Source organism: Kribbella sp. NPDC020701 (assembly GCF_055562215.1).
The window spans coordinates 246,842-268,452 of the sequence record NZ_JBVHFT010000015.1 but is presented as its reverse complement, the minus strand read 5'-3'; the positions used below and the strand labels follow the sequence as shown (position 1 = coordinate 268,452).

The 21,611-nt window shown below is 68.9% G+C and carries 20 protein-coding genes; 15 read left to right on the top strand and 5 right to left on the bottom strand.

Features of this window, described 5'->3' with window-relative positions:
• From ACZ3HV_RS32260 to ACZ3HV_RS32205, 12 genes are all read left to right on the top strand, one after another.
• The coding region (locus ACZ3HV_RS32260) for an ABC transporter ATP-binding protein (protein WP_465689804.1) at positions 1-420 on the top strand (420 nt) is incomplete at its 5' end.
• Positions 421-429: 9 nt separating this feature from the next.
• Entirely contained in the window at positions 430-1,404 is a 975-nt protein-coding gene (locus ACZ3HV_RS32255; RefSeq protein WP_465689802.1) for a pyridoxal-phosphate dependent enzyme, read from the top strand.
• Between the two features lie 164 nt (positions 1,405-1,568).
• Positions 1,569-2,369, top strand: coding sequence for a COG4280 domain-containing protein (locus ACZ3HV_RS32250; protein ID WP_465689800.1), 801 nt, complete (start codon positions 1,569-1,571; stop codon positions 2,367-2,369).
• Positions 2,366-2,584 (top strand): hypothetical protein, encoded by a 219-nt coding sequence (locus ACZ3HV_RS32245; protein WP_465689798.1) that lies wholly within the window; start codon positions 2,366-2,368, stop codon positions 2,582-2,584. The genes ACZ3HV_RS32250 and ACZ3HV_RS32245 overlap by 4 nt, the downstream gene beginning before the upstream one ends.
• 211 nt (positions 2,585-2,795) lie before the next feature.
• Positions 2,796-4,247 carry a TldD/PmbA family protein gene (locus tag ACZ3HV_RS32240; protein ID WP_465689816.1) on the top strand — a complete coding sequence of 484 codons (1,452 nt, stop codon included), beginning with the start codon at positions 2,796-2,798 and terminating at the stop codon, positions 4,245-4,247.
• Positions 4,244-5,584: a metallopeptidase TldD-related protein gene (locus ACZ3HV_RS32235; RefSeq protein ID WP_465689796.1), complete on the top strand. Its 1,341-nt coding sequence runs from the start codon at positions 4,244-4,246 to the stop codon at positions 5,582-5,584. The genes ACZ3HV_RS32240 and ACZ3HV_RS32235 overlap by 4 nt, the downstream gene beginning before the upstream one ends.
• 101 nt (positions 5,585-5,685) lie before the next feature.
• Positions 5,686-6,402, top strand: coding sequence for an MBL fold metallo-hydrolase (locus ACZ3HV_RS32230; RefSeq protein ID WP_465689794.1), 717 nt, complete (start codon positions 5,686-5,688; stop codon positions 6,400-6,402).
• Positions 6,399-8,666 carry an aminotransferase class III-fold pyridoxal phosphate-dependent enzyme gene (locus ACZ3HV_RS32225; RefSeq protein WP_465689792.1) on the top strand — a complete coding sequence of 756 codons (2,268 nt, stop codon included), beginning with the start codon at positions 6,399-6,401 and terminating at the stop codon, positions 8,664-8,666. The genes ACZ3HV_RS32230 and ACZ3HV_RS32225 overlap by 4 nt, the downstream gene beginning before the upstream one ends.
• Before the next feature lie 14 nt (positions 8,667-8,680).
• Positions 8,681-9,589, top strand: a complete 909-nt coding sequence (locus tag ACZ3HV_RS32220; protein ID WP_465689790.1) for a ribonuclease Z — start codon at positions 8,681-8,683, stop codon at positions 9,587-9,589.
• Positions 9,590-9,693: 104 nt separating this feature from the next.
• A complete protein-coding gene (locus ACZ3HV_RS32215; protein WP_465689788.1) occupies positions 9,694-10,818 on the top strand; it encodes an EfeM/EfeO family lipoprotein in 1,125 nt (374 codons plus the stop codon).
• Entirely contained in the window at positions 10,815-12,020 is a 1,206-nt protein-coding gene (gene efeB, locus ACZ3HV_RS32210; RefSeq protein WP_465689786.1) for an iron uptake transporter deferrochelatase/peroxidase subunit, read from the top strand. Before ACZ3HV_RS32215 ends, efeB begins: the two co-directional genes overlap by 4 nt.
• 20 nt (positions 12,021-12,040) lie before the next feature.
• The gene (locus tag ACZ3HV_RS32205) at positions 12,041-13,651 is read left to right on the top strand and encodes a phospholipase C (RefSeq protein WP_465689784.1); all 1,611 of its coding nucleotides are present in this window, start codon (positions 12,041-12,043) and stop codon (positions 13,649-13,651) included.
• 3 nt (positions 13,652-13,654) lie between these two features.
• Here ACZ3HV_RS32205 and ACZ3HV_RS32200 read toward each other — a convergent pair whose 3' ends face one another.
• Positions 13,655-14,485, bottom strand: a complete 831-nt coding sequence (locus tag ACZ3HV_RS32200) for an alpha/beta fold hydrolase (protein ID WP_465689782.1) — start codon at positions 14,483-14,485, stop codon at positions 13,655-13,657.
• A 16-nt stretch (positions 14,486-14,501) separates the two neighbouring features.
• The gene (locus ACZ3HV_RS32195; protein ID WP_465689780.1) at positions 14,502-15,446 is read right to left on the bottom strand and encodes a helix-turn-helix transcriptional regulator; all 945 of its coding nucleotides are present in this window, start codon (positions 15,444-15,446) and stop codon (positions 14,502-14,504) included.
• Positions 15,447-15,508: 62 nt separating this feature from the next.
• On the opposite strand from ACZ3HV_RS32195, the gene ACZ3HV_RS32190 reads away from it, so the two are divergent.
• The gene (locus tag ACZ3HV_RS32190) at positions 15,509-16,651 is read left to right on the top strand and encodes an epoxide hydrolase family protein (RefSeq protein WP_465689778.1); all 1,143 of its coding nucleotides are present in this window, start codon (positions 15,509-15,511) and stop codon (positions 16,649-16,651) included.
• Here ACZ3HV_RS32190 and ACZ3HV_RS32185 read toward each other — a convergent pair.
• The 3 genes from ACZ3HV_RS32185 to ACZ3HV_RS32175 are packed head-to-tail and all read right to left on the bottom strand — an operon-like array spanning position 16,614 to position 19,018.
• Positions 16,614-17,261, bottom strand: coding sequence for a TetR/AcrR family transcriptional regulator C-terminal domain-containing protein (locus ACZ3HV_RS32185; protein ID WP_465689776.1), 648 nt, complete (start codon positions 17,259-17,261; stop codon positions 16,614-16,616). The genes ACZ3HV_RS32190 and ACZ3HV_RS32185 overlap by 38 nt on opposite strands.
• Complete coding sequence (locus tag ACZ3HV_RS32180) at positions 17,254-18,159, bottom strand: alpha/beta fold hydrolase (protein ID WP_465689774.1); 906 nt, start codon at positions 18,157-18,159, stop codon at positions 17,254-17,256. Before ACZ3HV_RS32180 ends, ACZ3HV_RS32185 begins: the two co-directional genes overlap by 8 nt.
• A gap of 28 nt (positions 18,160-18,187) precedes the next feature.
• Positions 18,188-19,018 (bottom strand): oxidoreductase, encoded by an 831-nt coding sequence (locus tag ACZ3HV_RS32175; protein ID WP_465689772.1) that lies wholly within the window; start codon positions 19,016-19,018, stop codon positions 18,188-18,190.
• A gap of 95 nt (positions 19,019-19,113) precedes the next feature.
• Here ACZ3HV_RS32175 and ACZ3HV_RS32170 point away from each other — a divergent pair, with 95 nt between their 5' ends.
• Entirely contained in the window at positions 19,114-19,671 is a 558-nt protein-coding gene (locus ACZ3HV_RS32170; RefSeq protein WP_465689770.1) for a TetR family transcriptional regulator, read from the top strand.
• A gap of 83 nt (positions 19,672-19,754) precedes the next feature.
• The gene (locus tag ACZ3HV_RS32165; protein ID WP_465689768.1) at positions 19,755-21,536 is read left to right on the top strand and encodes a S1C family serine protease; all 1,782 of its coding nucleotides are present in this window, start codon (positions 19,755-19,757) and stop codon (positions 21,534-21,536) included.
• Positions 21,537-21,611: the final 75 nt, after the last annotated feature.

Genomic DNA, 21,611 nt, shown 5'->3' with positions numbered 1-21,611 from the left:
TTGCGCCACCAGCACGTCGATCAGTTGTCCGGCGGCCAGCGGCAGCGGGTCTGGATCGCGTTGTGTCTGGCCCAGGGCACCGACCTGATCCTGCTCGACGAGCCGACGACGTACCTGGACGTGGCCTATCAGCTGGAGGTGCTGGACCTGTTGCACCAGCTGAACCAGGAACAGGGCAAGACCGTCGCGATGGTGCTGCACGACTTCAACATGGCCGCCGAGTACGCCGACCACGTGTTCGTGATGAAGTCTGGCGCCCTGGTCACGCAGGGAACGCCGGAGGACGTGTTCACCTGCGACATCATCCGCGACGTGTTCGGGGTGGAGTCCAAGGTCGTGCCACACCCGGTCAGTGGTAAACCGATGTGTATCCCGCTGCGGGCCGGGCTGCGTGCCCAGCTCTCAGTGGCAACCGGATAGGAGTACTGCATGACGTTGAGCCCCGCGGAAGCCGCCGAGCGGTCGGAACTGGTCGCACCGAAGCTGCGTGAGCACCTGCCGCTGACGCCGCTCGTCCGGTACGGCGCATTCAGTGACGAACTCGGCGCCGAGGTGCTGGTGAAGAGCGAGCACCTGCAGCGCACCGGTTCGTTCAAGGCCCGTGGTTCGATGGCGAAGATCCTCACGCTCACCGACGAGCAGCGCCAGGCCGGGGTGGTGACCGCCTCGACCGGGAACCACGGCCTCGGTGTCGGCAACGCGCTCGCGACGTTGGGCGGGCACGGCATCGTCTACCTGCCGGAGAACGCGTCACCGAGCAAGGTGGCCGCACTGCGCCGGCTCGGCCTGGAGATCCGGGCCGAGGGCAACGATTCCGGCGTCCTCGAGCCGAAGGCGCGGGCGTATGCGGCTGAGTACGACCTGACCTACGTACCGCCGTACAACGACCCGGACATCATCGCCGGGCAGGGCACAGTCGCGGTGGAGATCCTCGAGCAGCTGACCGGCTCGGGGCTCGACGCGGTGGTGGTCGCCGTCGGCGGCGGCGGGCTGATCAGCGGGGTCGCGTCGGTGCTCAAGAAGCACCTGCCCGGGATCCGGGTGTACGGCGCGTCGCCGGTGCGCGACGACGCGATGGCCGCGTCGGTGCGGGCCGGGAAGATCGTCCTGATCGATGCCCAGGAAACGCTCTCCGACGGTACGGCGGGCAGCGTCGAGCCGGGCAGCATCACGTTCGACCTGTGTCGTGAACTGGTCGACGACTGGGTATTGGTGAGTGAGGACGCGATCAGCGCCGCGTTGCGGATGGTGATCGACACCGAACACCAGTTGATCGAAGGATCCGCCGCGATGGCCTTCGCGGCGGCGCGGGCCCGTCGTACGGAACTGGAAGGCAAACGCGTCGCCGTGGTGTCCTGCGGCGGCAACATCTCGTCGAGCACGCTGGCAGCCGCGCTGAGCTGACCCTCCCTGCCGACGCACCCGAGGTGACTCCCTGATCCCCTCGGGTGCTTCGGCATGCCCGGATCCGGCCCCGTCTCACCCACTGCCCGCTCATTGACACCACAAGAACTCTGTAACTATCGTTTCGTGCAGCATATGTTTCATCTGAAAGAGGGAAGTGAGAGATGGACGCGGCAACGTGGGGGCTCATCATCGCGACGTTCGTCGCGTGTTTCGTGGAGATGGTGGAAGCGACCACGATCGTGATGGCGATGGGGTACACCCGGAGCTGGAAGTCGGCGCTGGTCGGCACCTTCGCGGCGCTCGGCGCGCTCGCGGTGGTGACTCTGGCGGCCGGCTACGCGCTGGCGAACTGGCTGCCGGAGTCGGCGCTGCAGCTCGCGATCGGCGGTCTGCTGCTGATCTTCGGTCTGCAGTGGCTCCGTAAGGCGATCCTCAGATCGTCCGGTCGCAAGGCGGTGCACGACGAGGACGCGATCTACAAGGAGGAAGTGGAGGCCGCCAAGGCGGCCGGTCAGAGCAAGAGCGGCCTGGACATGTTCTCCTTCATGGTCTCGTTCAAGGGCGTGTTCCTGGAGGGCATGGAGGTCGTGTTCATCGTGCTGACCTTCGGCCTGAACGCGAACAACATCCCGGCCGCCAGCCTCGGCGCGATCGCCGCCGTGGTGATCGTGCTCGGGATCGCGGTGGCCCTGCGCCGGCCGCTGTCGATGATCAACGAGAACCTGCTCAAGTACGGCGTCGGCCTGCTGCTCGCGTCGTTCGGGACCTACTGGGCGGTCGAGGGCATCGGCATCTTCCGCGACGGCCGGGAGAGCCTCGGCTGGCCGGGTCACGACCTGATGATCCTGGCCCTGATCGCCGCCTGGCTGCTGCTCAGCCGGATCTTCGTCGCCGTGCTGCGCAAGCCGGCCACTCCGGCGCCCGTGGGTGCCGCCGACTTCGCGGTGGAGGTGAAGAAATGAGGTTCCTCAAGTCCTTCGGGCAGTTCTGGTACGACTTCATCATCGGCGACGACTGGAAGATCGCGGTCGCGGTGGTGCTCGCGCTCGTCGTCCTGTACGCCGCGATGACGCTCGACCTGCTCGGTGACACCGGGCTGACCCTGCTGGGCGGCGCGCTGGTCGTCGCCGCGTTCAGCATCAGCCTGGCCATCGACGTCCGGCCGAAGAAGCGCTGAAAACCCAGTCCCTGTTGACGATCGGCCCCGGTTCGCGTCCGCGCGAGGCGGGGCCGATCGCTGTCTGCCCTTCCTGTTCTGTAGCACTCACGACCTCTATTCAGAATCTCGTAGTATCTGCTACGGTGAGACGGAGGCGCCGATCAATCCGTCCCCGAACCGGAGGTCCCACCGTGACTCCCTTCCCACCAGAGCAGGTGAGCGCCCCGTGATGCGCGACACTGCCGAGACCGTGCTGGCCCTGCTGCCCGCGGACGTTCAGTACGGCGACATCCGGGTGGTTCGGCGCACCCACGAGCAGGTCCTGGTCGAGTTCGACGGCCCGGGTGAGGTCGGCTACGACGACTCCCTCGGTCTCGGGCTGCGCGTGCTGATCGGCGGCCACTGGGGTTTCGCCGCCACCCACCGTCTGGACCCGAACGGCCTCGACAGCGTGATCGCGCAAGCGGTCGGCCAGGCTCGCGCCGCTGGTGGCGGCGGCCATGTCGCCCTGGGCGAGCCGGTCACGACGCGGGCGACCTGGTCGTCGCCGCAGCGGATCGACCCCTTCGAGGTTCCGCTGTCCACCAAGCTCGATCTGCTCTCCGCCACCGTGAAGGAGGCGTCGACCGCAGGTCCGCTGGTCCAGCAGATCGAGGCGTCGGTCGACTTCTACCGCGACGAGAAGGTGTTCGCGAACACCGAGGGTGCGCTGATCGAGCAGACGCTGACCGAGAGCGGCGGCGGTCTGATGGTGAACGCCGGCAACGGCGACGACCTGCAGCGCCGGTCGTTCCCGCAGGGCGTCCCGCGACAGATCCGCGGCCAGCGCGGAGACTTCGCGACCGCCGGCTGGGAGCACGTCGAATCGCTCGGCCTGGTGGAGAACGCGGCCCGGGTCGCATCCGAGGCGGTCGCGCTGCTGACCGCGCCGCAGTGCCCCGACGAGATCACCACACTCATTGCCGGCGGCAACCAGTTGGCCATGGTCCTGCACGAGTGCGCCGGCCACCCGATGGAGGCCGACCGGGCGCTCGGGACCGAGGCGAGCCTGGCCGGCGGGACGTACGCGACGCCGGAGCGACGGGGCAACTTCCGCTGGGGTTCGCCGATCGTCTCGGCGTACGCCGACGCCACCATCCCTGGCGGACTCGGCTCGTTCGGGTACGACGACGAGGGTGTGCCGGCCCAGCGCACCCAGTTGATCAAGGACGGCATCTTCCTCGGCTACATGTCCGGCCGCGAGTCGGCGGCGGCGCTCGGCGACCAGCCGACCGGCGCCTCCCGGGCCGACGGCTGGCAGCGGCTGCCGCTGGTGCGGATGACCAACATCTGCCTGGAGCCAGGCGAGTCCTCGCTGGAGGAGATGATCGCGGGTACCAAGCGCGGCATCCTGGTCGACACCAACCGCGGCTTCTCGATCGACGACCAGCGGATGTCGTTCCGCTTCACCACCGAGCTCGGCTGGGAGATCCGCGACGGCAAGCTCGGCCGGCTGCTGAAGAACTGCAGCTACCAGAGCGTCACACCGCAGTTCTGGGCCGGTCTGGACGCGCTGGGTGGTCCGGACGAGTGGAAGGTGCACGGCGTCCCGTCGTGTAACAAGGGTGAGCCGCTGCAGGTGGCTCACGTCGGTCACGGCACCGTGCCGGGACGTTTCCAGAACGTGCAGGTGGGACGATGAGCATCGAGCGGACAGACATCGAGCGCGCGCTGGACATCCTCGGCCCGGGGACCCGGCTGGACGTCCTCGGGGAGAACGCCGAACTGCTCCGGTACGCCGAGTCCGAGATCACCGCCCAGCACAGTGAACGCAGGCTGCGTGTCCGGGTCAAGGTGAACCGCGACGGCCGTACCGCCGGCGGAACTCTGGAGACGCTCGACCCGATCGCCGTACAGGTCCTCGCCGACCGGCTGACCGCGGCCCTCGCCGACCTCCCGGCACCAGCGGATCAGCCGGAAGCGCCCGAGGCCGCCGACACTGGTACGACGCCCGACCTCGAGCAGCTGGTGGTCGAGCCCGCGAAGTCCATCGTGGAGTGCGATCCCGCCGTACGGCACGAGTGGTTCACCACGGTGCGCGACGGCCTCGACCAGTCCGCGCGCCTCGGCGGAGCGATCCGGTACGACGTCCTGGACCGGGTCGTCGCCGACTCGGCCGGCCTGTTCCGTTCCGAGACGTTGACCAAGGCATCGATCCAGGCGATCGCCAAGCAGGACGGGCAGTCCGCGAGCGTCAAGCTGGTGCATCGCGACGCCGACCTGATCCCGATCGGCGACATTCCCGGTCGCCTGCGGGAGGCGTTGCGTCCGCTGCCGGCGCGCGAGCCCTTCCGCGGCACCTGCCGGGTGCTGCTCAAGCCGTCGGCGGTGAACACGCTGATCGCTACCTTCGGCCACTGGGCTCTCGGCGCGCAGCACTACGCGAGCGGCCGGTCGGTGCTGGCCGGCCGGATGGGTCAGCAAGTGGTGAGTGAGAAGCTCACCCTCGTCGACGACGCGACCGACTCCGCCGGGCTGGTCAGCGGTTTCGATGCTGAAGGCAACCTTCGGCGGCGGACTCCGCTGATCGACCGTGGGGTGCTCACCGGCGTGGTCTCCGATCGGCGCCGGGCCGAGCTGACCGGCGGCGTCCCGACCGGTCACGCGGTGCCCGACGGCTGGCGGTTCGGCGGCGACCCGGTGCCGTCGCACCTGCTGCTGGACGCGGGCGACGCCACCGAGGACGAGCTGCTTGCCGAGTGCGGCAGCGGGCTGGTCGTGAACCGGCTCGACTACCTCCGGGTGCTGCACCCGAAGCAGACGCTGGTCACCGGGACCACCCGGGACGCGACCTACTGGGCCGAAGACGGCAAGCTGGTCGCATGGCACCCGCAGCTGCGCTTCACGTTCCGGATGGACGAGGTGCTGAACGCCGTACTGGCGGTCGGTGCGATCCGGGAGATCGGCGATCAGACGTTCATGGACAGCGTGGTCGTCCCGTCGTTGCTGATCGACGCCGGACCGCTCGTCCTCGCCTGAGCCAGCAGCGCCCCGGGCCTTGCGTGCTCATCAACCGGCGCGGGGCGCTGCTGTTCCACTGAGTCGCCCACGGGACACTATCGATCTTCGACGAGGAGCCGATGACACCGACGCTCACCACCCTGCTGAACGGCTATTCGCTGCGCACCGCACAGGGCAGCCCCGCGTTCTGCTCCATCCACCTGGTGGAGAGCGATGCGGGACGCCTGCTGTTCGACTGCGGGCACGCCGGCCGGCGCCGGTGGTTGCTGGAGGCTCTGGCCGCGCGCGGCCTGGAACCGGCCGACATCGGCACGGTCGTGGTGTCGCACGGTCACTGGGACCACATCCAGAACGTCGACTTCTTCCAGGAAGCACGGGTGCTGCTGCACGCCGACGAGCTCCGCAACCTGGCGGACCCGCCAGCCATAGACCTCGGTACGCCGCGGTGGGCCCGGAGGATCCTCGACGACCTGGACGTCCACACGACCGGCGACGGCGACGAGCCGCTGCCCGGTGTGCAGGTGCTGGATCTGCCGGGCCATACTCCGGGATCGATCGGCCTCGCCGTGAGTACCGATGCCGGGACAGCCGTCCTGAGCGCGGACGCCGTGCCCACCGCCGAGGTGCTGCGCGCAGGCGCTGCCTCAGGCCGTCCGTACGACCGGGCCCGGGCGGATGCTTCGGTCAAGCGGGTCGCGCAGCTCGCCGACCTGGTCTACCCAGGGCACGACGCACCGTTGCGGCTCGACGCGAGCGGCGTACCGCAGTACCTCGTCACTCCGGAACCGCTGGCGTTCAGCGGCCGGAGCCGCGTCACCTCGGAACAGGCGTCATGATGCAGACGGGTGGACAGACGGCGAGCATGCTCGAGGATCCGCCGGAGGTCGACGTTCGTACGGCGGCGCAGCTGCTGCGGTCCGAGTACGGTCTCGACGCGGTGGTGACCGAGCTGCGCAGTGAGCGGGACCGGAATTTCCTTGCCGAGGCCGACGGCCGGCGGCTCGTGGTCAAGGTGTCGAACACCGGAGACGACGCGGCTCAGATCGCGATGGAATGCGGCGCGATGGACCACGTCGCCACGGTCGATCCGGACCTGCCGATCCCACGACTGATCCCCAGCACGACCGGCGAACCCGTCACCACGGTCAAAGCCGCGGACGGTCGCACCCATCTGGTGCGGGTGATCACGGTCCTGCCTGGCGAGGTCGCCGACCTGACCGCACTGCCAGGCTGGTTCGCGGCCGACTTCGGCTCGATCAGCGCCCGGTTGACCGTCGCGCTCCAGGGTTTCGGGCACCCGGCGGCGTACCGCAGGCTCGACTGGGACCCGCGCCACGTCGCCGATCTGCGTCCGTACGCCGACCACCTGCCGGACGAACGGCGACGCGCCCCGATGCATCGCCTGCTCGATCGCTTCGCCGGCCTCGACGAAGCCGCCCGCAAGCTCCCGGCGTCCGCGCTGCACGGTGATGTGACGTTGAGCAATCTGCTGTTGCAGGACGACGGGATCACGGGCGTCATCGACTTCGGCGACATGCACCACACCGCTCGTGTCGCCGAGCTCGCGATCAGCCTGACGTCGCTGCTGCGGGAGTCCGACGATCTGTGGGCCGACGCCGGCCGCTTCCTCGACGGCTACCAGCGAGTGCTGCCGCTCGAGCCCGCCGAGGTGGAGCTGATCGGTGAGCTCGTCCTGGCCCGCTCCGCCGCCAGCGTGCTCATCTCGGCGTGGCGCGCGCCGCTCTATCCCGACAACGAGGAGTACCTCACCAGTCTCGTGGTCGGCAGCTGGCGCATCCTCGACGAGCTCGCCGAGCTCGACCGGGCGGAGCTCGCCGGTCGCTTCCACCGCCGCTGCGGCACCTCGCGCGTTGCCACCGCCCCCGACCCGACCTTGCTGGATCGACGGAACTCCGTCCTTGGCGGCGACCTGTCCCCGCTGTTCTACCGTTCACCGTTGCAGGTGGTCCGCGCCCAAGGTCCGTGGGTGTACACGGCCGACGGTCGCCGGTATCTCGATGCCTACAACAACGTTCCCGTGGTCGGGCACGCGCATCCAGCCGTAGTCCAGGCGATCTCGCGGCAGGCCGCCGTACTCAACATCAATTCGCGGTACCTGCACCCTGCCGCGATCGAGCTGGCCGAGCGGCTGACGGCGTCGATGCCCGATGGCCTGGACACCTGCGTCTTCGTCAACTCGGGCAGCGAGGCCAACGACCTGGCCTGGCGGATGGCCCGCGTCGTCACCGGCCGATCCGGTGTCGTGGTCGCGGACCTCGCGTACCACGGTGTCAGTGAGGCCACGGCGGCCTGGTCGACGAACACCTACCCGCCGTCGGCGCGTCCGGCTCATGTGGCCACCTTCGAGGCACCGCGACTCGATGCGGACGGACGGCAGCCGACCGGCGCGGAGGCGGTTCGCCGGGCCCGGTCGGCCGGCGACGAGCTTCGCCGGACCGGTCACGACGTGAACCTGCTCGCGGTCGATTCGGTGTTCAGCAGTGCTGGGATCCTGACCCCGACCGGAGAGTTCATGCGCGGCCTGCAGGACGAGACCCGCGCGCAGGGTGGGCTCTTCCTGGCCGACGAGGTACAGGCGGGCTTCGGGCGGGGTGGGCGGAACCTGTGGCGGTTCCTCGACTTCGGGCTGACACCTGACTTCGTCACGCTCGGGAAGCCGATGGGCAACGGTCATCCGGTCGCCGCGCTGATCACCCGGCGCGAGATTGCCGAGCAGTTCGCGGCCGTCGACGAGTTCTTCAGTACGTTCGCAGGCAACCCGGTGTCCTGTGTCGCCGCGCTGACCGTGCTGGACGTGATCGAGCAGACCGGTCTGGTCGCGCGCTCGGGCGAGGTCGGTGCTCAGTTGCGCGCCGGCTTGGAGTCGCTGGTGCCGGAGTTGCCGGTGCGCGGTCAGGGGCTGATGGTCGGGGTGCAGATGCCGGATGCCGCTGAGTTCGCCGAGCAGTTGCGGGAGAACGGCGTACTGGTCGGGACCACGGGGCCGGGTGGGGGAGTCCTGAAGATCCGCCCGCCGTTGATCTGGACGTCCGCGGAGGTCGAGCAGTTCTTATTCGGGTTCCGGCAAGCGCTGCGTTAGCTACTGTTGGGCGCGTGCGTGAACTGGTTGTGCTGGGCACCGGCAGTCAGGTGCCGTCCCGGGAACGCACGCAGAACGGGTACTTCCTGCGCTGGGACGACGAGGGCTTCCTGTTCGATCCGGGTGAGGGCACCCAGCGGCAGATGCTGTACGCCGGGATCGCGGCCGGTGCGATCACGCGGCTGTGCGTCACGCATTTCCACGGTGACCACTGCCTCGGCGTACCGGGGATCGTGCAGCGGCTGTCGCTGGACGACGTACCGCATCCCGTTCGTGCGCACTACCCGGCGTCCGGGCAGACGTATTTCAGTCGCCTGCGGTACGCAGCGTCCTTCTTCGAGCGTGCCGAGGTGCTGGAGGAGCCGGTCGAGGAGGACGGGTTGCTCTCGGTCGGATCCTTCGGCCAGCTCTGGGCCCGTCGGCTGGAACACCCGATCGAGACCTTCGGCTACCAGTTGATCGAGCCCGACGGCCGCCGGATGCTGCCGGACAAGCTCGCTGCCCTCGGCATCGTTGGGCCGGGCATCGGTCGTCTCCAGCAGGCCGGCGCACTCGAGGTCGACGGCCGGACGGTGCGGATCGAGGACGTCAGCGAACCTCGTCGAGGTCAGCGGTTCGCCTTCGTCATGGATACCCGGCTGTGCGAGAACGTGCTCCGCTTGGCCGATGATGCCGACCTGCTCGTGATCGAGTCCACGTACCTGTCGTCGGAGTCCGAGCTGGCCCGTCGCTTCGGCCACCTCACCGCTCGTCAGGCCGCTCGGGTCGCGGCCGAATGCGGGGTGCGGAAGCTGGTGCTGACGCATTTCTCCCAACGCTATCTGGAGCCTGAGCGCTTCTACGAGGAAGCCGCCGCCGAGTTCTCCGGCGAGGTCGTGGTCGCCTCCGACCTCAGTCGCACGACGGTCCCCTCCCGCCGCTAGACGAACACTGCGTGACGAGTGGGCCAACACTGCCCGACTCCGGTGACCGGCGATTTATATTTCCCACGAATGGAAATTTGGCCGATCATCAGGAGCGACTTCTCGTGCGCAGTCCCCGTCCGCTTCCGGCGGCGATCGCCCTGGTCGGTGTGGCCGCGCTGGTGGCGGTGGCGGTGTGGCGGCCCTGGACGGGCTCCGCTGCAGCGGCCAGCGGCCCGCCCCAGATCACTGTGTCCCGCAGCCAGTGCGGCCAGGGCTGGACCGACCCGAAGAGCGGTCGGCAGACGCTGATCGTGCACAACACCGGCGATGCGGCCGCCGAGGTCGACCTCGTCGAGCTCAGCAGCAACAAGGTGTACGGCGAGGTCGAGGGCCTGGGGCCGAACACGAGCGCGCCGATGGACGTGCAGCTGGGCGCCGGCCGGTACGCGATCCGCTGCCTGATCGAGGACACCGACGCCATCACCGGTCCGAGTGTCACGCTCGGGGGCGACGCCAAGGGTGGCCCGGCCGTGGTGGCCGTCACCAAGAACGACATGTTGCCGCTGGTGAAGCAGTACGAGGCCGCGGTCGCCGCCGGCGTCGCCGGGCTGGCCGTCAGGACCGACAAGCTGCGCAGTGACGTGGACGCCGGCAACCTGGCCGCTGCCCGGGCCGACTGGCTGCCCGCGCACCTGGCGTACAACTCGCTCGGTGCGGCGTACGACGCGTTCGGCGACTTCGCCGACAAGATCGACGGATCCGATGCCGGCTTCCACCCGTTGGAAAGGGGCCTGTGGCAGAACGCGTCCGCCGCCGGCCTGAAGCCGATCGCGGACCAGTTGGCCGCCAACGTCCACAGCTTGCGGGCTGATCTGCCCAACGAGCAGGTGGATCCGAACGATCTCGGGCTGCGCGCCCACGAGATCATGGAGAACGCCCTCCAGTTGGAGCTGACCGGCGAGAACGACCAAGGCAGCGGTACGTCGCTGAACACCGCGCTGGCCAACCTGGACGGTACGGCGAAGGTGCTGGCCATCCTGAACCCGGTGCTCAAGCCCCGCTACCCCGACCTGCCCCAGGTGCAGAAGTGGGAAGCCCGTGTACGCGCGCTGCTGACCGCGTACGAGAACACCCCGGTCGACCGGTTGGACCGGACCACGCGCGAACAGCTCGACGGCGCGGTCGGTGAACTGCTGGAGAAGCTCGCCCCTGTTGCCGCCATCTGCGAAGTCCGGAGAGGTTCATGACCAGCCGTCGATCCTTCCTGCGTGGCGCGCTGGCCGGTGCCGGCGCGGCGGCTGTGACCGGTGCCAGTGCCGCAGCGGTCTCCGGGCTGTCGGCTGATGCGGCGACGACGACCTCTGTGCCGTTTCACGGCGTCCATCAGGCCGGCATCACCACCGATCAACAGAAGCAGGCGATCTTCGCGTCGTTCGACGTGATCGCGGCGGACAAGGGCGAGCTCACCGAGCTGTTCCAGACGCTGACCGAGCGGGCGCGACTGCTCACCACGGGCGGTGCACTGCCGCCGCTGGGTATCACCGCTCCGCCGGCCGATTCCGGCGTACTCGGGCCGGGTATGCCCGGCGACGACCTGACGGTCACCGTCGGCGTCGGAGCATCGCTGTTCGACGACCGGTACGGGCTCAAGGCTCTCAAGCCGGCCAAGCTCAAGCCGATGAAGGAGTTCCCGAACGACAGCCTGGACGAGAGCCAGTGTCACGGGGATCTGAGCCTGCAACTGTGCGCGTCGGAGACCGACACCGTGCTGCACGCGCTGCGGGACATCGCCCGGCACACCCGCGGTGCGATGCAGCTGCGCTGGCGGGTCGACGGCTTCCAGAGCCCGCCACGGCCGTCCGGCACGCAGCGCAACCTGATGGGCTTCAAGGACGGCATCGTCAAGCCGGCGCCGGCCGACCACGACAAGCTTGTGTGGGTGGGACAGGGTAACGGCGAGCCGGCCTGGACCGCGGGCGGCAGCTACCAGGTGCTGCGCCAGATCCGGATGCTGGTCGAGTTCTGGGACCGGGTGCCGGTCGGCGAGCAGGAGAACATGTTCGGCCGGCGGCGGGACTCCGGTGCGCCGCTGGACGGCAACCGCGAGACCGATATCCCCGACTACCCTGCCGATCCGACCGGCAGCGCGATCCCGCTGACCAGCCACATCCGGATGGCCAACCCCCGTACCGCGGGCACCGCGGCCAGCCAGTTCCTGCGCCGCGGCTACAACTACGACAAGGGCACCGACTCGATCGGGGACCTGGACATGGGGCTGCTGTTCTGCTGCTACCAGCAGGACGTCGCCCGGCAGTTCGAGGCCGTGCAGACCCGGCTGATCGACGAGCCCCTCGTCGACTACATCCGGCCGGTCGGCGGCGGCTATTTCTTCGCGCTTCCCGGTGTTCGGGACGGCAACGACCACTTCGGGCGGTCGTTGCTGGCATGAGTAACTCAAGAGGAGAAGGCATGCGTGCAAGACTCCGTGTCGCAGCCACGGCCGCTGTGGCCGCGACTGGACTGTTGCTGGCCGGCTGTAGCAGCGGCGGCGACACCCATCAGGTGACCAACGCCGCCTATTCCTATCGGCCGGCCGACCCGGCCACGCCGATCAAGCATGTGGTGGTGATCTTCGGCGAGAACATCTCGTTCGACCACTACTTCGGCACGTACCCGAACGCCACCAACGAGATCGGCACGCCGTTCACGGCGGACCGGCATACGCCCAAGGTGAACGGGCTGTCCAAGAAGCTGCTGACGAAGAACCCGAACGCCTACGACCCGAAGCGGCTGGCGCCCTCGCAGGCGCTGACCTGCGACCAGAACCATGGCTACGGTCCGGAGCAGAAGGCCGTCAACGGCGGCAAGGACGACAAGTTCGTCGAGAACACCGAGACGGACAAGTGCACCGGCCAGCCGGTGCTGTTCGGCGAGCCGGGCCTGGTGATGGACTACTACGACGGCAACACCGTCACCGCGATGTGGAACTACGCCCAGCACTACGCGCTGAGCGACAACTCGTTCGGCACGGTGTACGGCCCGTCCACCCCGGGTGCGCTGAACCTGATCTCCGGTCAGACCCACGGCGCCCAGGCGATGGACCCGAAGACCGGTCAGCCGACGACCGACGCGTACGCGGTGCAGTCGCCGGACAAGACCGGGATCGGCACCATCACCAACGACCCCGACCCGTTCTACGACGACTGCTCCAACAACAACGGCAAGTCGACGAACAACCTGGCCGCTGTGCATGGCCAGAACATCGGTGACCTGCTGAACCAGAAACACGTCACCTGGGGCTGGTTCCAGGGCGGCTTCAAGCCGACCGGTTCCGCCAACGGCAAGGCAGTCTGCGGCGCCACCCACCCCAACGTCGGCGGCATCGCGGCGCAGGACTACAGCCCGCACCACGAGCCGTTCATGTACTACCAGTCGACGGCGAACCCGAAGCACCTGCCGCCGAGCTCGGTGACGACCATCGGCTACACCGACCAGGCCAACCACCAGTACGACACGTCGGACTTCGACGCGGCGCTGGCGGCGAACAACCTGCCGGCGGTCAGCTTCCTGAAGGCCGGCGAGTACCAGGACGGTCACGCCGGGTACTCCGACCCGCTGGACGAGCAGGCGTTCATCGTCAAGGAGATCAACCAGCTGCAGAAGTCCAAGGAGTGGTCGTCGACCGCGGTCGTCCTGGCCTACGACGACTCCGACGGCTGGTACGACCACGTCACGCCGCCGACCGTCAACGGCTCCAAGGACGCCACGCTGGACCAGTCGGCGCTGTGCGGCAAGGCTCCGGTGTCCGGCGGCTACGCCGACCGGTGCGGCTACGGCCCGCGCCTGCCGCTGCTGGTGGTCTCGCCGTACGCGAAGAGCAATCACGTCGACCACACGCTGACCGACCAGAGCTCGATCCTGAAGTTCATCGAGGACAACTGGCGGACCGGCCAGATCGGCGACCACTCGTTCGACCAGCGCGCCGGCAGCCTGACCGGCATGTTCGACTTCCGGCAGCACCCGAGCAGCAAGAAGCTGATCCTGGACCCGAAGACCGGGGCCGTCGTCAGCAACCACTGACCCTCAGGGATCGCCCTGATCGGCGAGGAAGTCGTCGATCAGGGCGTTCACCTCGGTGGGGGACTCGAGCGCGGCCAGGTGGGCGGACTGTTCCAGTACGACGAACCGCGCGCCGGGGATCGAGTCCGCCATCTCCTCGGTCTCGTCGACTCCGAACGTGGTGTCCTCGGCGCCTGCGACGACCAGGACCGGGGTGCGGATCCTTCGGAAGAGCTCGCGTTGGTCGGGCCGCCGGGGGACCACACTGGTGACGGCGTGCCGCCCGGAGCCGATGTCCACCCGGCCGGCGAGATCGTTGACCGTGGCAACGACCTCCGGCTTCTCGCGTTTGGCGGTCGGCCCGAGGAACGCGTCCCGCACCGGTCCGGTGAGGGGTCCGCGGATCCCGCCGAGGAGCCGCGCCGTCCGCGTGAGTACGCCGTACTCGAGCTTCTGCCGGAGGCCGGCCGGCGAGGCGGTCGCGTTCATCAGTACGGCGATGCCGGTCCGGTCCGGGTGCAGGGCGGCGAACGTGCCGCCGATCATCCCGCCCCAACTGTTGCCGATGACATGCAGTCGCCCGGCCCCGAGGTCGTCGGCGATCGCGAGGATCACGTCGGCGCACTGCTCGAAGGTGAACGGCCCGGTCAATGGTGTGCTGCCACCGTGCCCTGGCGGATCGACGAGCACGACCTGGAAACGATCGATGAAGTGCGCGACCTGCCCGGACCACAGGGTGCCGTCCATCAGCAAGCTCGGCCAGAACAGCATCGCCGGCCCCGAGCCGCCGACCCGCAACCGGATCCGGCCGAGGACTGTCTCGACGTACCGATCCTCCACCCCCGCGAGCAACATGACTGAACGCTACCGCTCAACCCGGCCCGACCGAGGCAGCCAAGCGCGTCGCCAGCGCCTGGACATGGTCGATCAGTTCCGGCGGCGACTGGACCTCGAACGGGTATCCGAGCAACCCGAGGTGGAGGGCGAGTTCGTCGAGCGAGTTGCTTCCGGCCTCGACCAGGGTCGTCGACGCGTCGACCGGAGTCACCGTCGCGACGCTGGCCGCGAAACGATCGGTGAGCTGCTCGGCCGAGGCCTGGACCAGGAAGCGCGCCTGATAGCGGTAGCCGCCGGACGCGATCCCGCGCTCGGTCCGGTCCTGGTCCGGCACCTCGCGGGGAGTGAATCGCGGCCCGGTCGGGATCCGGGGCTCCAGTCGATCCAGCCGGAACGTGCGCCAGTCGTCGCGGTCGAGATCCCAGGCCACCAGGTACCAGCGCCGGCCCATGTGCACGAGTCGATGCGGCTCCGTCGTACGGGTGGTCGCCGTACCGTCGTGGTTGCGGTAGTCGAAGCGCAGGCGCTGGTGATCGCGAGCGGCGGCGGCGACCGCCAGCAGCACGTCCGGCTGCACCGACGGCCCGCCGGCCGGGGTCACGGCGACGTCTTGGAGCAGCTTGACGCGATGCCGCAGCCGGGACGGCAGGACCTGTTCGAGCTTGGTCAGGGCCCGGACCGACGACTCCTCGATGCCGGCCACGCTGCCGGTCGCGGCCGCGCGCAAGCCGATCGCGACCGCCACTGCCTCCTCGTCGTCCAGCAGCAGCGGTGGCAGGGCCGCTCCGGCACCGAGCCGGTAGCCGGCCAGTCCTGGTACGGCGTCGACCGGATAGCCGAGATTGCGCAGCTTCTCGACGTCCCGGCGGACGGTGCGGACTCCGACACCGAGCTCGGCGGCGAGCGCGGCGCCACTCCAGTCTCTCGGCGACTGCAGGAGCGACAGCAGTTTGAGCAGCCTCGCGGACGTTTCCAACATGCTTCTGATTCTGTCACCTGGTTAGGACCGAAGCTGTCCTAACCAGGTGGCAGAGTCGAGACATGATCAAGTCCTTCAGCATCGACATTCCGCAGAGCACCCTCGACGACCTGGCGGCCAAGCTGGCCGGAGCCCGCCTCCCCGCGCCGCTGCCCGGTGACGACTGGGACACCGGCGTACCGGTCTCCTGGTTGACCGAGCTGGTGGACTACTGGCGGACGAAGTACGACTGGCGGGCCGCGGAGGCCGAGCTCAACGCGTATCCGCAGTTCACGACCGAGATCGACGGTCAGCGGATCCACTTCCTGCACGTGAAGTCGCCGGAGCCCGACGCGCTGCCGCTGGTGCTGACGCACGGGTGGCCGGGGTCGATCGTCGAGTTCCTGGATCTGATCGGGCCGCTCACCGACCCGGTCGCGCACGGCGGCGACGCCGCGGACGCGTTCCATCTGGTGATTCCGTCGCTGCCGGGGTTCGGGTTCTCCGGTCCGGTGTCGAAGAGCGGTTGGGGCAGGGAGCGGGTCGGTGAGGTGTGGGCCGTGCTGATGGAGCAGCTCGGCTACGAACGGTACGGCGTGCAAGGTGGTGACATCGGTGGGGCTGTGTCGCCGGCGGTGGCGCGCGCTGCCCGGGACAAGGTCGTCGGGGTCCACACCAACGGCGGGCCTTCGCTGCCGCCGTTCCCGCTGCCGGAGGAGGAGCTGGCGACGCTCACTCCGCTCGAGCAGGACCGGATCGCCCGGATCGGCCGGTTCCTGCAGGAGGAGTTCGGCTACATCTCGATCCAATCGACCAGGCCGCAGACGGTGGCCTACGGACTGGTGGACTCCCCGGTCGGTCAGCTGGCCTGGATCATGGACAAGTTCCGCGCCTGGACGTATCCGCTCGAAACCTTGCCCGAGGCAATCATCAGCAGGGACCGGCTGCTCACCAACGTGATGATCTACTGGCTCACCGGCACCGCGGGCTCAGCGGCGTACGTCGGGTACGCCCAGCAGGCGCCGTGGGGGACCCAGCTCGAGAACTCCGGAGTGCCGACCGCGGTCCTGGCGTTCGCCCACGACGTCTGCATCCGCCGGTACGCCGAGCGGGACAACACGATCACCCGCTGGACCGACGTCGACCACGGCGGCCACTTCGCGGCGCTGGAGGAGCCGGAACTCCTGATCACCGACGTCCGCGAGTTCTTCCGCGAGCTGCGCTGAATCCGTCGAGCATGGCCTGCAGGCCGGGGTGGAAGTGGTCGCCTGGTGTGGCGCCGTCGGCCGCCTCGGCGAGCAGGTTGTAGGCGGGATCGGTGGGCGCCGGCCTGCGGCTGCGGTGCTCGGTGCCGAGGGTGAGGACGGCCATGGTGAGGGCGTGGCCGATGGTGAACTCACGAAGGGATCGGCTGATCCGCAGCGCGCCGGCCGGCGGGAAGCCGTCGGCGGTCAGGGTCTCGATCATGCGGTTGCCGGTGGCAATGGCGGCGGGGGAGCGGACCGGGCGGGAGGCGAACAGCGTGACGGCGTGCGGATGCTCGAGCAGGGTGTCGCGAAGACGTTCGCAGTACGTCGCAGACACCTCCCGCCAACCCTTTGCCCAGGGCAAGGAGTCGGTGTCCAGGCGGTCGAACAGGAGCTCGGCGATGCCGTCGTACAGGTCTTCCTGGTCGGCGTAGTGGCGGTAGGCGGCCATCGGGTCCGCGCCGAGCTCGGCGCCGAGCTTGCGCATCGAGAACTTGGCCAGCCCGATTCGATCGATCAGATCGAGCGCGACCGTGGCGATGTACTCGCGGTTGAGCATGGTCCGCGTCGGCGGGGTGCGATCAGCCATCGATGAAGTCCTCCAACCGGCGGGCGAACTCTGGTGGGTAGCGCTGATAGCCGAGATGACCGCCCGGAAACTCCAGACACGGTATGCCGAGCTCCGCACTCAACTGTCGTGCGGGGCGACTGTAGTACCGGCCTTCGCTGTCCGCACCGACGCCGAACGCCCACCGTACGGGCGTTCGACGCAAGGCGGCGAGGTCCGGTTGGTAGCGGACGAAGGCCGGCATCTCGGACCGCATCAGGATGTCGGCGTTCCCGAACAGCCGGTTCATCTCGTTCTTGGGGGCCAGCCGCTTCGCCAGCCTGACGCCGGCCGCGCCGATCGTGCGGCAGGCTCTTGCGTCGAACAGTTTGGTCGGCTTGTCCATCGTGCCTGCTGCGAACTTCAGCATGGCGGGGAGTGAGCCTTCGCGCTCGGCGATCCGTCCCAGGTCGTCGAAGTACGCCGCACGCTCGGCCGCGTCCGGCAGCACCTGGATGATCGGTGGCTCGTGCACCACGGCGGCGGCGATGCGATCGGCGTGCTCCGTGAGCAGCCCGAGCGTGACGAGCGCGCCGGCGCTGTTCCCGAACACGAACGCCCGCTCGATCCCGGCATCATCCAGCACCGCCACCACATCCCGCCCCTGCGCCACCAGCCCGACGTCAGGCCCGGCCATCACCTGCGTCCCGTCCGGCCGGCCTCGCCCTTCGGGCGCGGCGGGCTGTTGGCCTTTCAAGGTGCTGCGGGAGTTGCCCCGGCGGTCGAAGGTGATGACCGTGAACCGCGGGGCCAACTCCCGCACCAGGTCCCGGTACATCGCGGCGTCTCCGCCTCCACCTGGGACGAGGACGACGGCCGGCCCTTCGCCGGTCCGCTCGACATGCAGCCGGGTCGCTGAGGTGTCTACACTGTAGATCATATCTACAGTGTAGACACAGAATGCCGGATCAGTCGAAGTCGGTCGAGGTGGTGAGGTGGGCCCAGGTCGCGGCTTCTTCGGCGCGGGACTGGGAGGCTCGGTCGGCGTGGGTGAGGGCGTCTTTGCCGAGCAGGAGGCGGAGAGGCGGGTTGTCGAGAGCGACGACGTCGAGGATGGCGCGGGCGGCCTTGGCCGGGTCGCCGGCCTGGGTGCCGTCGGTTTCGAGGCGGTAGCGGTTCATCGCGCCGACGGTCTCGTCGTAGTCGGGGTGCACGGCCGCGATGGTCATCGACGAGCCACCCCAGTCGGTCCGGAACGCTCCCGGCTCGACGATCGTCACCTTCACCCCGAATGGCTTCACCTCGTTGTTCAGCACCTCCGAGAGCCCCTCGACGGCGAACTTCGCGGTCTGGTAGGCACCCATCCCCGGCGTCCCGCCGACCCGGCCACCGATCGACGAGAACTGCAGGAAGTGCCCGGCCCGGTGCTCGCGGAACACCGGGAGCGCGGCCTTGGTGACGTTGACGACGCCGAACAGGTTCGTCTCCAGTTGTGCCCGGAAGTCCGCGTCGGTGGTCTCTTCGATCGGCGGGCTGTTCGCATAGCCGGCGTTGTTCGCGACCACGTCCAGACCGCCGAACGCGTCCAGCGCGGTCTGTACGGCGGCGCGCGCGGCGGCCGCGTCGGTGACGTCGAGGGTGATCGCCCGGATCTGTTCGCCGTACCGCTCGACCAGGTCGTCGAGCTGCTCGGGCTTGCGGGCGGTGGCGACGACCCGGTCCCCGGCAGCCAGGACGGCCTCGGTGAGGGCGCGGCCGAGCCCGCGGGAACTGCCGGTGATCAGCCAGATCTTGCTCATGATCATTCCTAACTAACCAAACGGTTGGATATACCGCTAGTTAACCAACCGGTTGGTTGGAAATCAACTAACCGGTTGGTTGGTACGCTGGGGTCATGCAGCAGCGGAACGCAGATCGGACCAGAACGCGCATCCTCGAGGCCGCCACCGAGGAGTTCGCCGCCCGCGGGATCGCCGGCGCGCGGGTGAGCCGGATCGCCGAGGTGGCCGGCTGTAACAAGGCGATGCTCTATGCGTACTACGGCAACAAGGACGCGCTGTTCGATGCGGTGTTCACGGCGTCCGTTGAGGCGTACCTGGACGAGGTCGGGTTCGATGCCGACGATCTTCCGGCCTATGCCGGGCGGGTGTTCGACTACTTCGAGGCGCATCCGGATCGCCTGCGGTTGTCGATCTGGTACCGGCTCGAGCGGCCGGAGGGCGAGCCGTTGGAGGCGATCCTCGCGGTGAACCAGAGCCGCCTCGATGAGCTGCACCGCAGCCAGCGGCGGCGGGTGGTGCCGCGGCAGTTCACCGCGGTCAGTCTGCTCTCGCTGATCCAGGCGATCGCGACCAGCTGGTCGTCGATGAACCCGGAGTACGGCCTCGATCTGCCGAACGTGATCGTGCGGCGCCGGGCGGTGGTGGTGGCGGTGCAGAAGATTCTCAGCTGATTCATTGGCTGGCCCGATGGAGTTCTCAGCCTCGCGAGCTCTACTCGAAAGCAGAGGGAACTGGGCTGAGGAGGGCAACCGCAATGAACGACGGCACTGGACGGCAGGAAGCTGCACAAGGGCCTACGCAAGAACCGGGACAGAACGCTGCCCCGCAACAAGCAGGTCCGCACCCGCAGAACCTGCGGCAGCCGGTGGGTCCGGGGCAGGCCGGCGCGCAGCAGTCTGGTGCGCAGCCGCAGGCGCCATGGCAAGCGGGAGCTCCGCAGTCCGGCCCCCAGTACGCCGGACCACAGCAGCCGGCCCCCTACACGAGCGGACCGCAGCCGGCGCCGAACCCTGGCGGACCGCAGCAGCCGGCGCCGTACACGAGCGGGCCGCAGCAGTCGGCGCCGTACCAGGGTGCGCCGTACGCCGGACAGCAGGGTGCGGCGTATCACGGTGGGCCGCAGGCGCCGTATTACGGCGGGCAGTTCGGTGGGCAGCCGCCGTACAGTGGGTATCCGCCGCACCCGTTCGGGCCGCCGCCGGCGCCGCGGAAGCGCGGACGGCGGTTGCTGGGTGCGGGAGCGCTCGGGCTCGCCGCAGTGCTCGTGGCCGGATCGCTTGCCTGGGGCATCGACCAGCGCAGTGGCGGGAGTAGCTCGCAGCTCTCCCAGCAGCAGTTCGACGCGGCCTCGGTGGCGGCGAAGGTGTCGCCCGGCCTGGTCGACGTGAACACCGTGCTCGGATACGAAGGCGCGCGGGCGGCGGGTACCGGGATCGTCCTCACCTCCGACGGTGAAGTGCTGACGAACCACCACGTCATCGAAGGTGCGACCTCGATCACCGTGACCGACATCGGCAACGGGAAGACGTACACCGCGGGCGTGGTCGGGTACGACGAGCAGCACGACATCGCCGTACTGAAGCTGAAGGACGCGTCCGGACTCGAGACCGCGAAGACGGGTGACTCCGACGACGTCAAGCTCGGGGACCAGGTGGTCGGGATCGGCAACGCGGGTGGCGTCGGCGGTACGCCGAGCTACGCGGCCGGCAAGGTGACCGGGCTGAACCAGTCGATCACCGCGACCGACGAGAGCGGGCAGGACCCGGAGAACCTCACCGGCCTGATCCAGACCGACGCGAACATCCAGGCCGGCGACTCCGGCGGCCCGCTGGCGAACGCGGCCGGCGAGGTGATCGGCGTCGACACCGCCGGATCCACCGGCAACAACGGCGGCCCCGGTCGTCCGGGCCAGACCGCCGCGACCACCGGCTCCACCGCCACCGCGACCCTGACGGCCTCCGGCGACGGCACCGGCAACGGCGACGGCTTCGGCGACGGCTCCGGGAACGGCAGCGGATTCCCCGGCGACGGCTCCGGCTTCGGCGACGGGTCGGGTAACGGGAACGGCTTCGGCGACGGCTCCGGGAACGGGTCGGGCAACGGCTTCGGCGACGGCTCGGGCAATGGCTCCGGCGAAGGGGACGGCTCCGGAAACGGGAGCGGGACGACGACGGAGGGCTACGCGATCCCGATCAACGAGGCACTCGACATCGCCAAGCAGATCGAGAACGGCAAGGCGTCCGACACCGTGCACATCGGAGCGTCCGCGATGCTCGGCATCTCGGTCGTCACCACAGAAGGCATCAGCGGCGCGGTAGTCGGCGACGTGGTCGCCGACGGCAAGGCGGACGACGCCGGCATCACGGCAGGTGACGTGATCACCTCGTTCGCCGGTCACACCGTTGACTCCCCGGACAGCCTGTCGGCCCTGCTGAACAACCAGCACCCCGGCGACAAGGTAGAGGTCGGCTGGACAGACCAATCCGGCCAGTCCCACAAGGCCGACATCGAGCTGATCACAGGCCCCGTCCGCTGACAACCACCCCAAACCCGGTCCGCCACCTCCAGCGCTACCCCCTCCGCTGAAGCGGACCGAACGATCGGGCCCGAC

Bases quoted from the DNA above. Each gene is read 5' to 3' on its own strand.
- ACZ3HV_RS32255 (WP_465689802.1), top strand. From the start codon at position 430: ATGACGTTGAGCCCCGCGGAAGCCGCCGAGCGGTCGGAACTGGTCGCA.
- ACZ3HV_RS32250 (WP_465689800.1), top strand. From the start codon at position 1,569: ATGGACGCGGCAACGTGGGGGCTCATCATCGCGACGTTCGTCGCGTGT.
- ACZ3HV_RS32245 (WP_465689798.1), top strand. From the start codon at position 2,366: ATGAGGTTCCTCAAGTCCTTCGGGCAGTTCTGGTACGACTTCATCATC.
- ACZ3HV_RS32240 (WP_465689816.1), top strand. From the start codon at position 2,796: ATGCGCGACACTGCCGAGACCGTGCTGGCCCTGCTGCCCGCGGACGTT.
- ACZ3HV_RS32235 (WP_465689796.1), top strand. From the start codon at position 4,244: ATGAGCATCGAGCGGACAGACATCGAGCGCGCGCTGGACATCCTCGGC.
- ACZ3HV_RS32230 (WP_465689794.1), top strand. From the start codon at position 5,686: ATGACACCGACGCTCACCACCCTGCTGAACGGCTATTCGCTGCGCACC.
- ACZ3HV_RS32225 (WP_465689792.1), top strand. From the start codon at position 6,399: ATGATGCAGACGGGTGGACAGACGGCGAGCATGCTCGAGGATCCGCCG.
- efeB (WP_465689786.1), top strand. From the start codon at position 10,815: ATGACCAGCCGTCGATCCTTCCTGCGTGGCGCGCTGGCCGGTGCCGGC.
- ACZ3HV_RS32205 (WP_465689784.1), top strand. From the start codon at position 12,041: ATGCGTGCAAGACTCCGTGTCGCAGCCACGGCCGCTGTGGCCGCGACT.
- ACZ3HV_RS32200 (WP_465689782.1), bottom strand. From the start codon at position 14,485: ATGTTGCTCGCGGGGGTGGAGGATCGGTACGTCGAGACAGTCCTCGGC.
- ACZ3HV_RS32195 (WP_465689780.1), bottom strand. From the start codon at position 15,446: ATGTTGGAAACGTCCGCGAGGCTGCTCAAACTGCTGTCGCTCCTGCAG.
- ACZ3HV_RS32190 (WP_465689778.1), top strand. From the start codon at position 15,509: ATGATCAAGTCCTTCAGCATCGACATTCCGCAGAGCACCCTCGACGAC.
- ACZ3HV_RS32185 (WP_465689776.1), bottom strand. From the start codon at position 17,261: ATGGCTGATCGCACCCCGCCGACGCGGACCATGCTCAACCGCGAGTAC.
- ACZ3HV_RS32180 (WP_465689774.1), bottom strand. From the start codon at position 18,159: ATGATCTACAGTGTAGACACCTCAGCGACCCGGCTGCATGTCGAGCGG.
- ACZ3HV_RS32175 (WP_465689772.1), bottom strand. From the start codon at position 19,018: ATGAGCAAGATCTGGCTGATCACCGGCAGTTCCCGCGGGCTCGGCCGC.
- ACZ3HV_RS32170 (WP_465689770.1), top strand. From the start codon at position 19,114: ATGCAGCAGCGGAACGCAGATCGGACCAGAACGCGCATCCTCGAGGCC.
- ACZ3HV_RS32165 (WP_465689768.1), top strand. From the start codon at position 19,755: ATGAACGACGGCACTGGACGGCAGGAAGCTGCACAAGGGCCTACGCAA.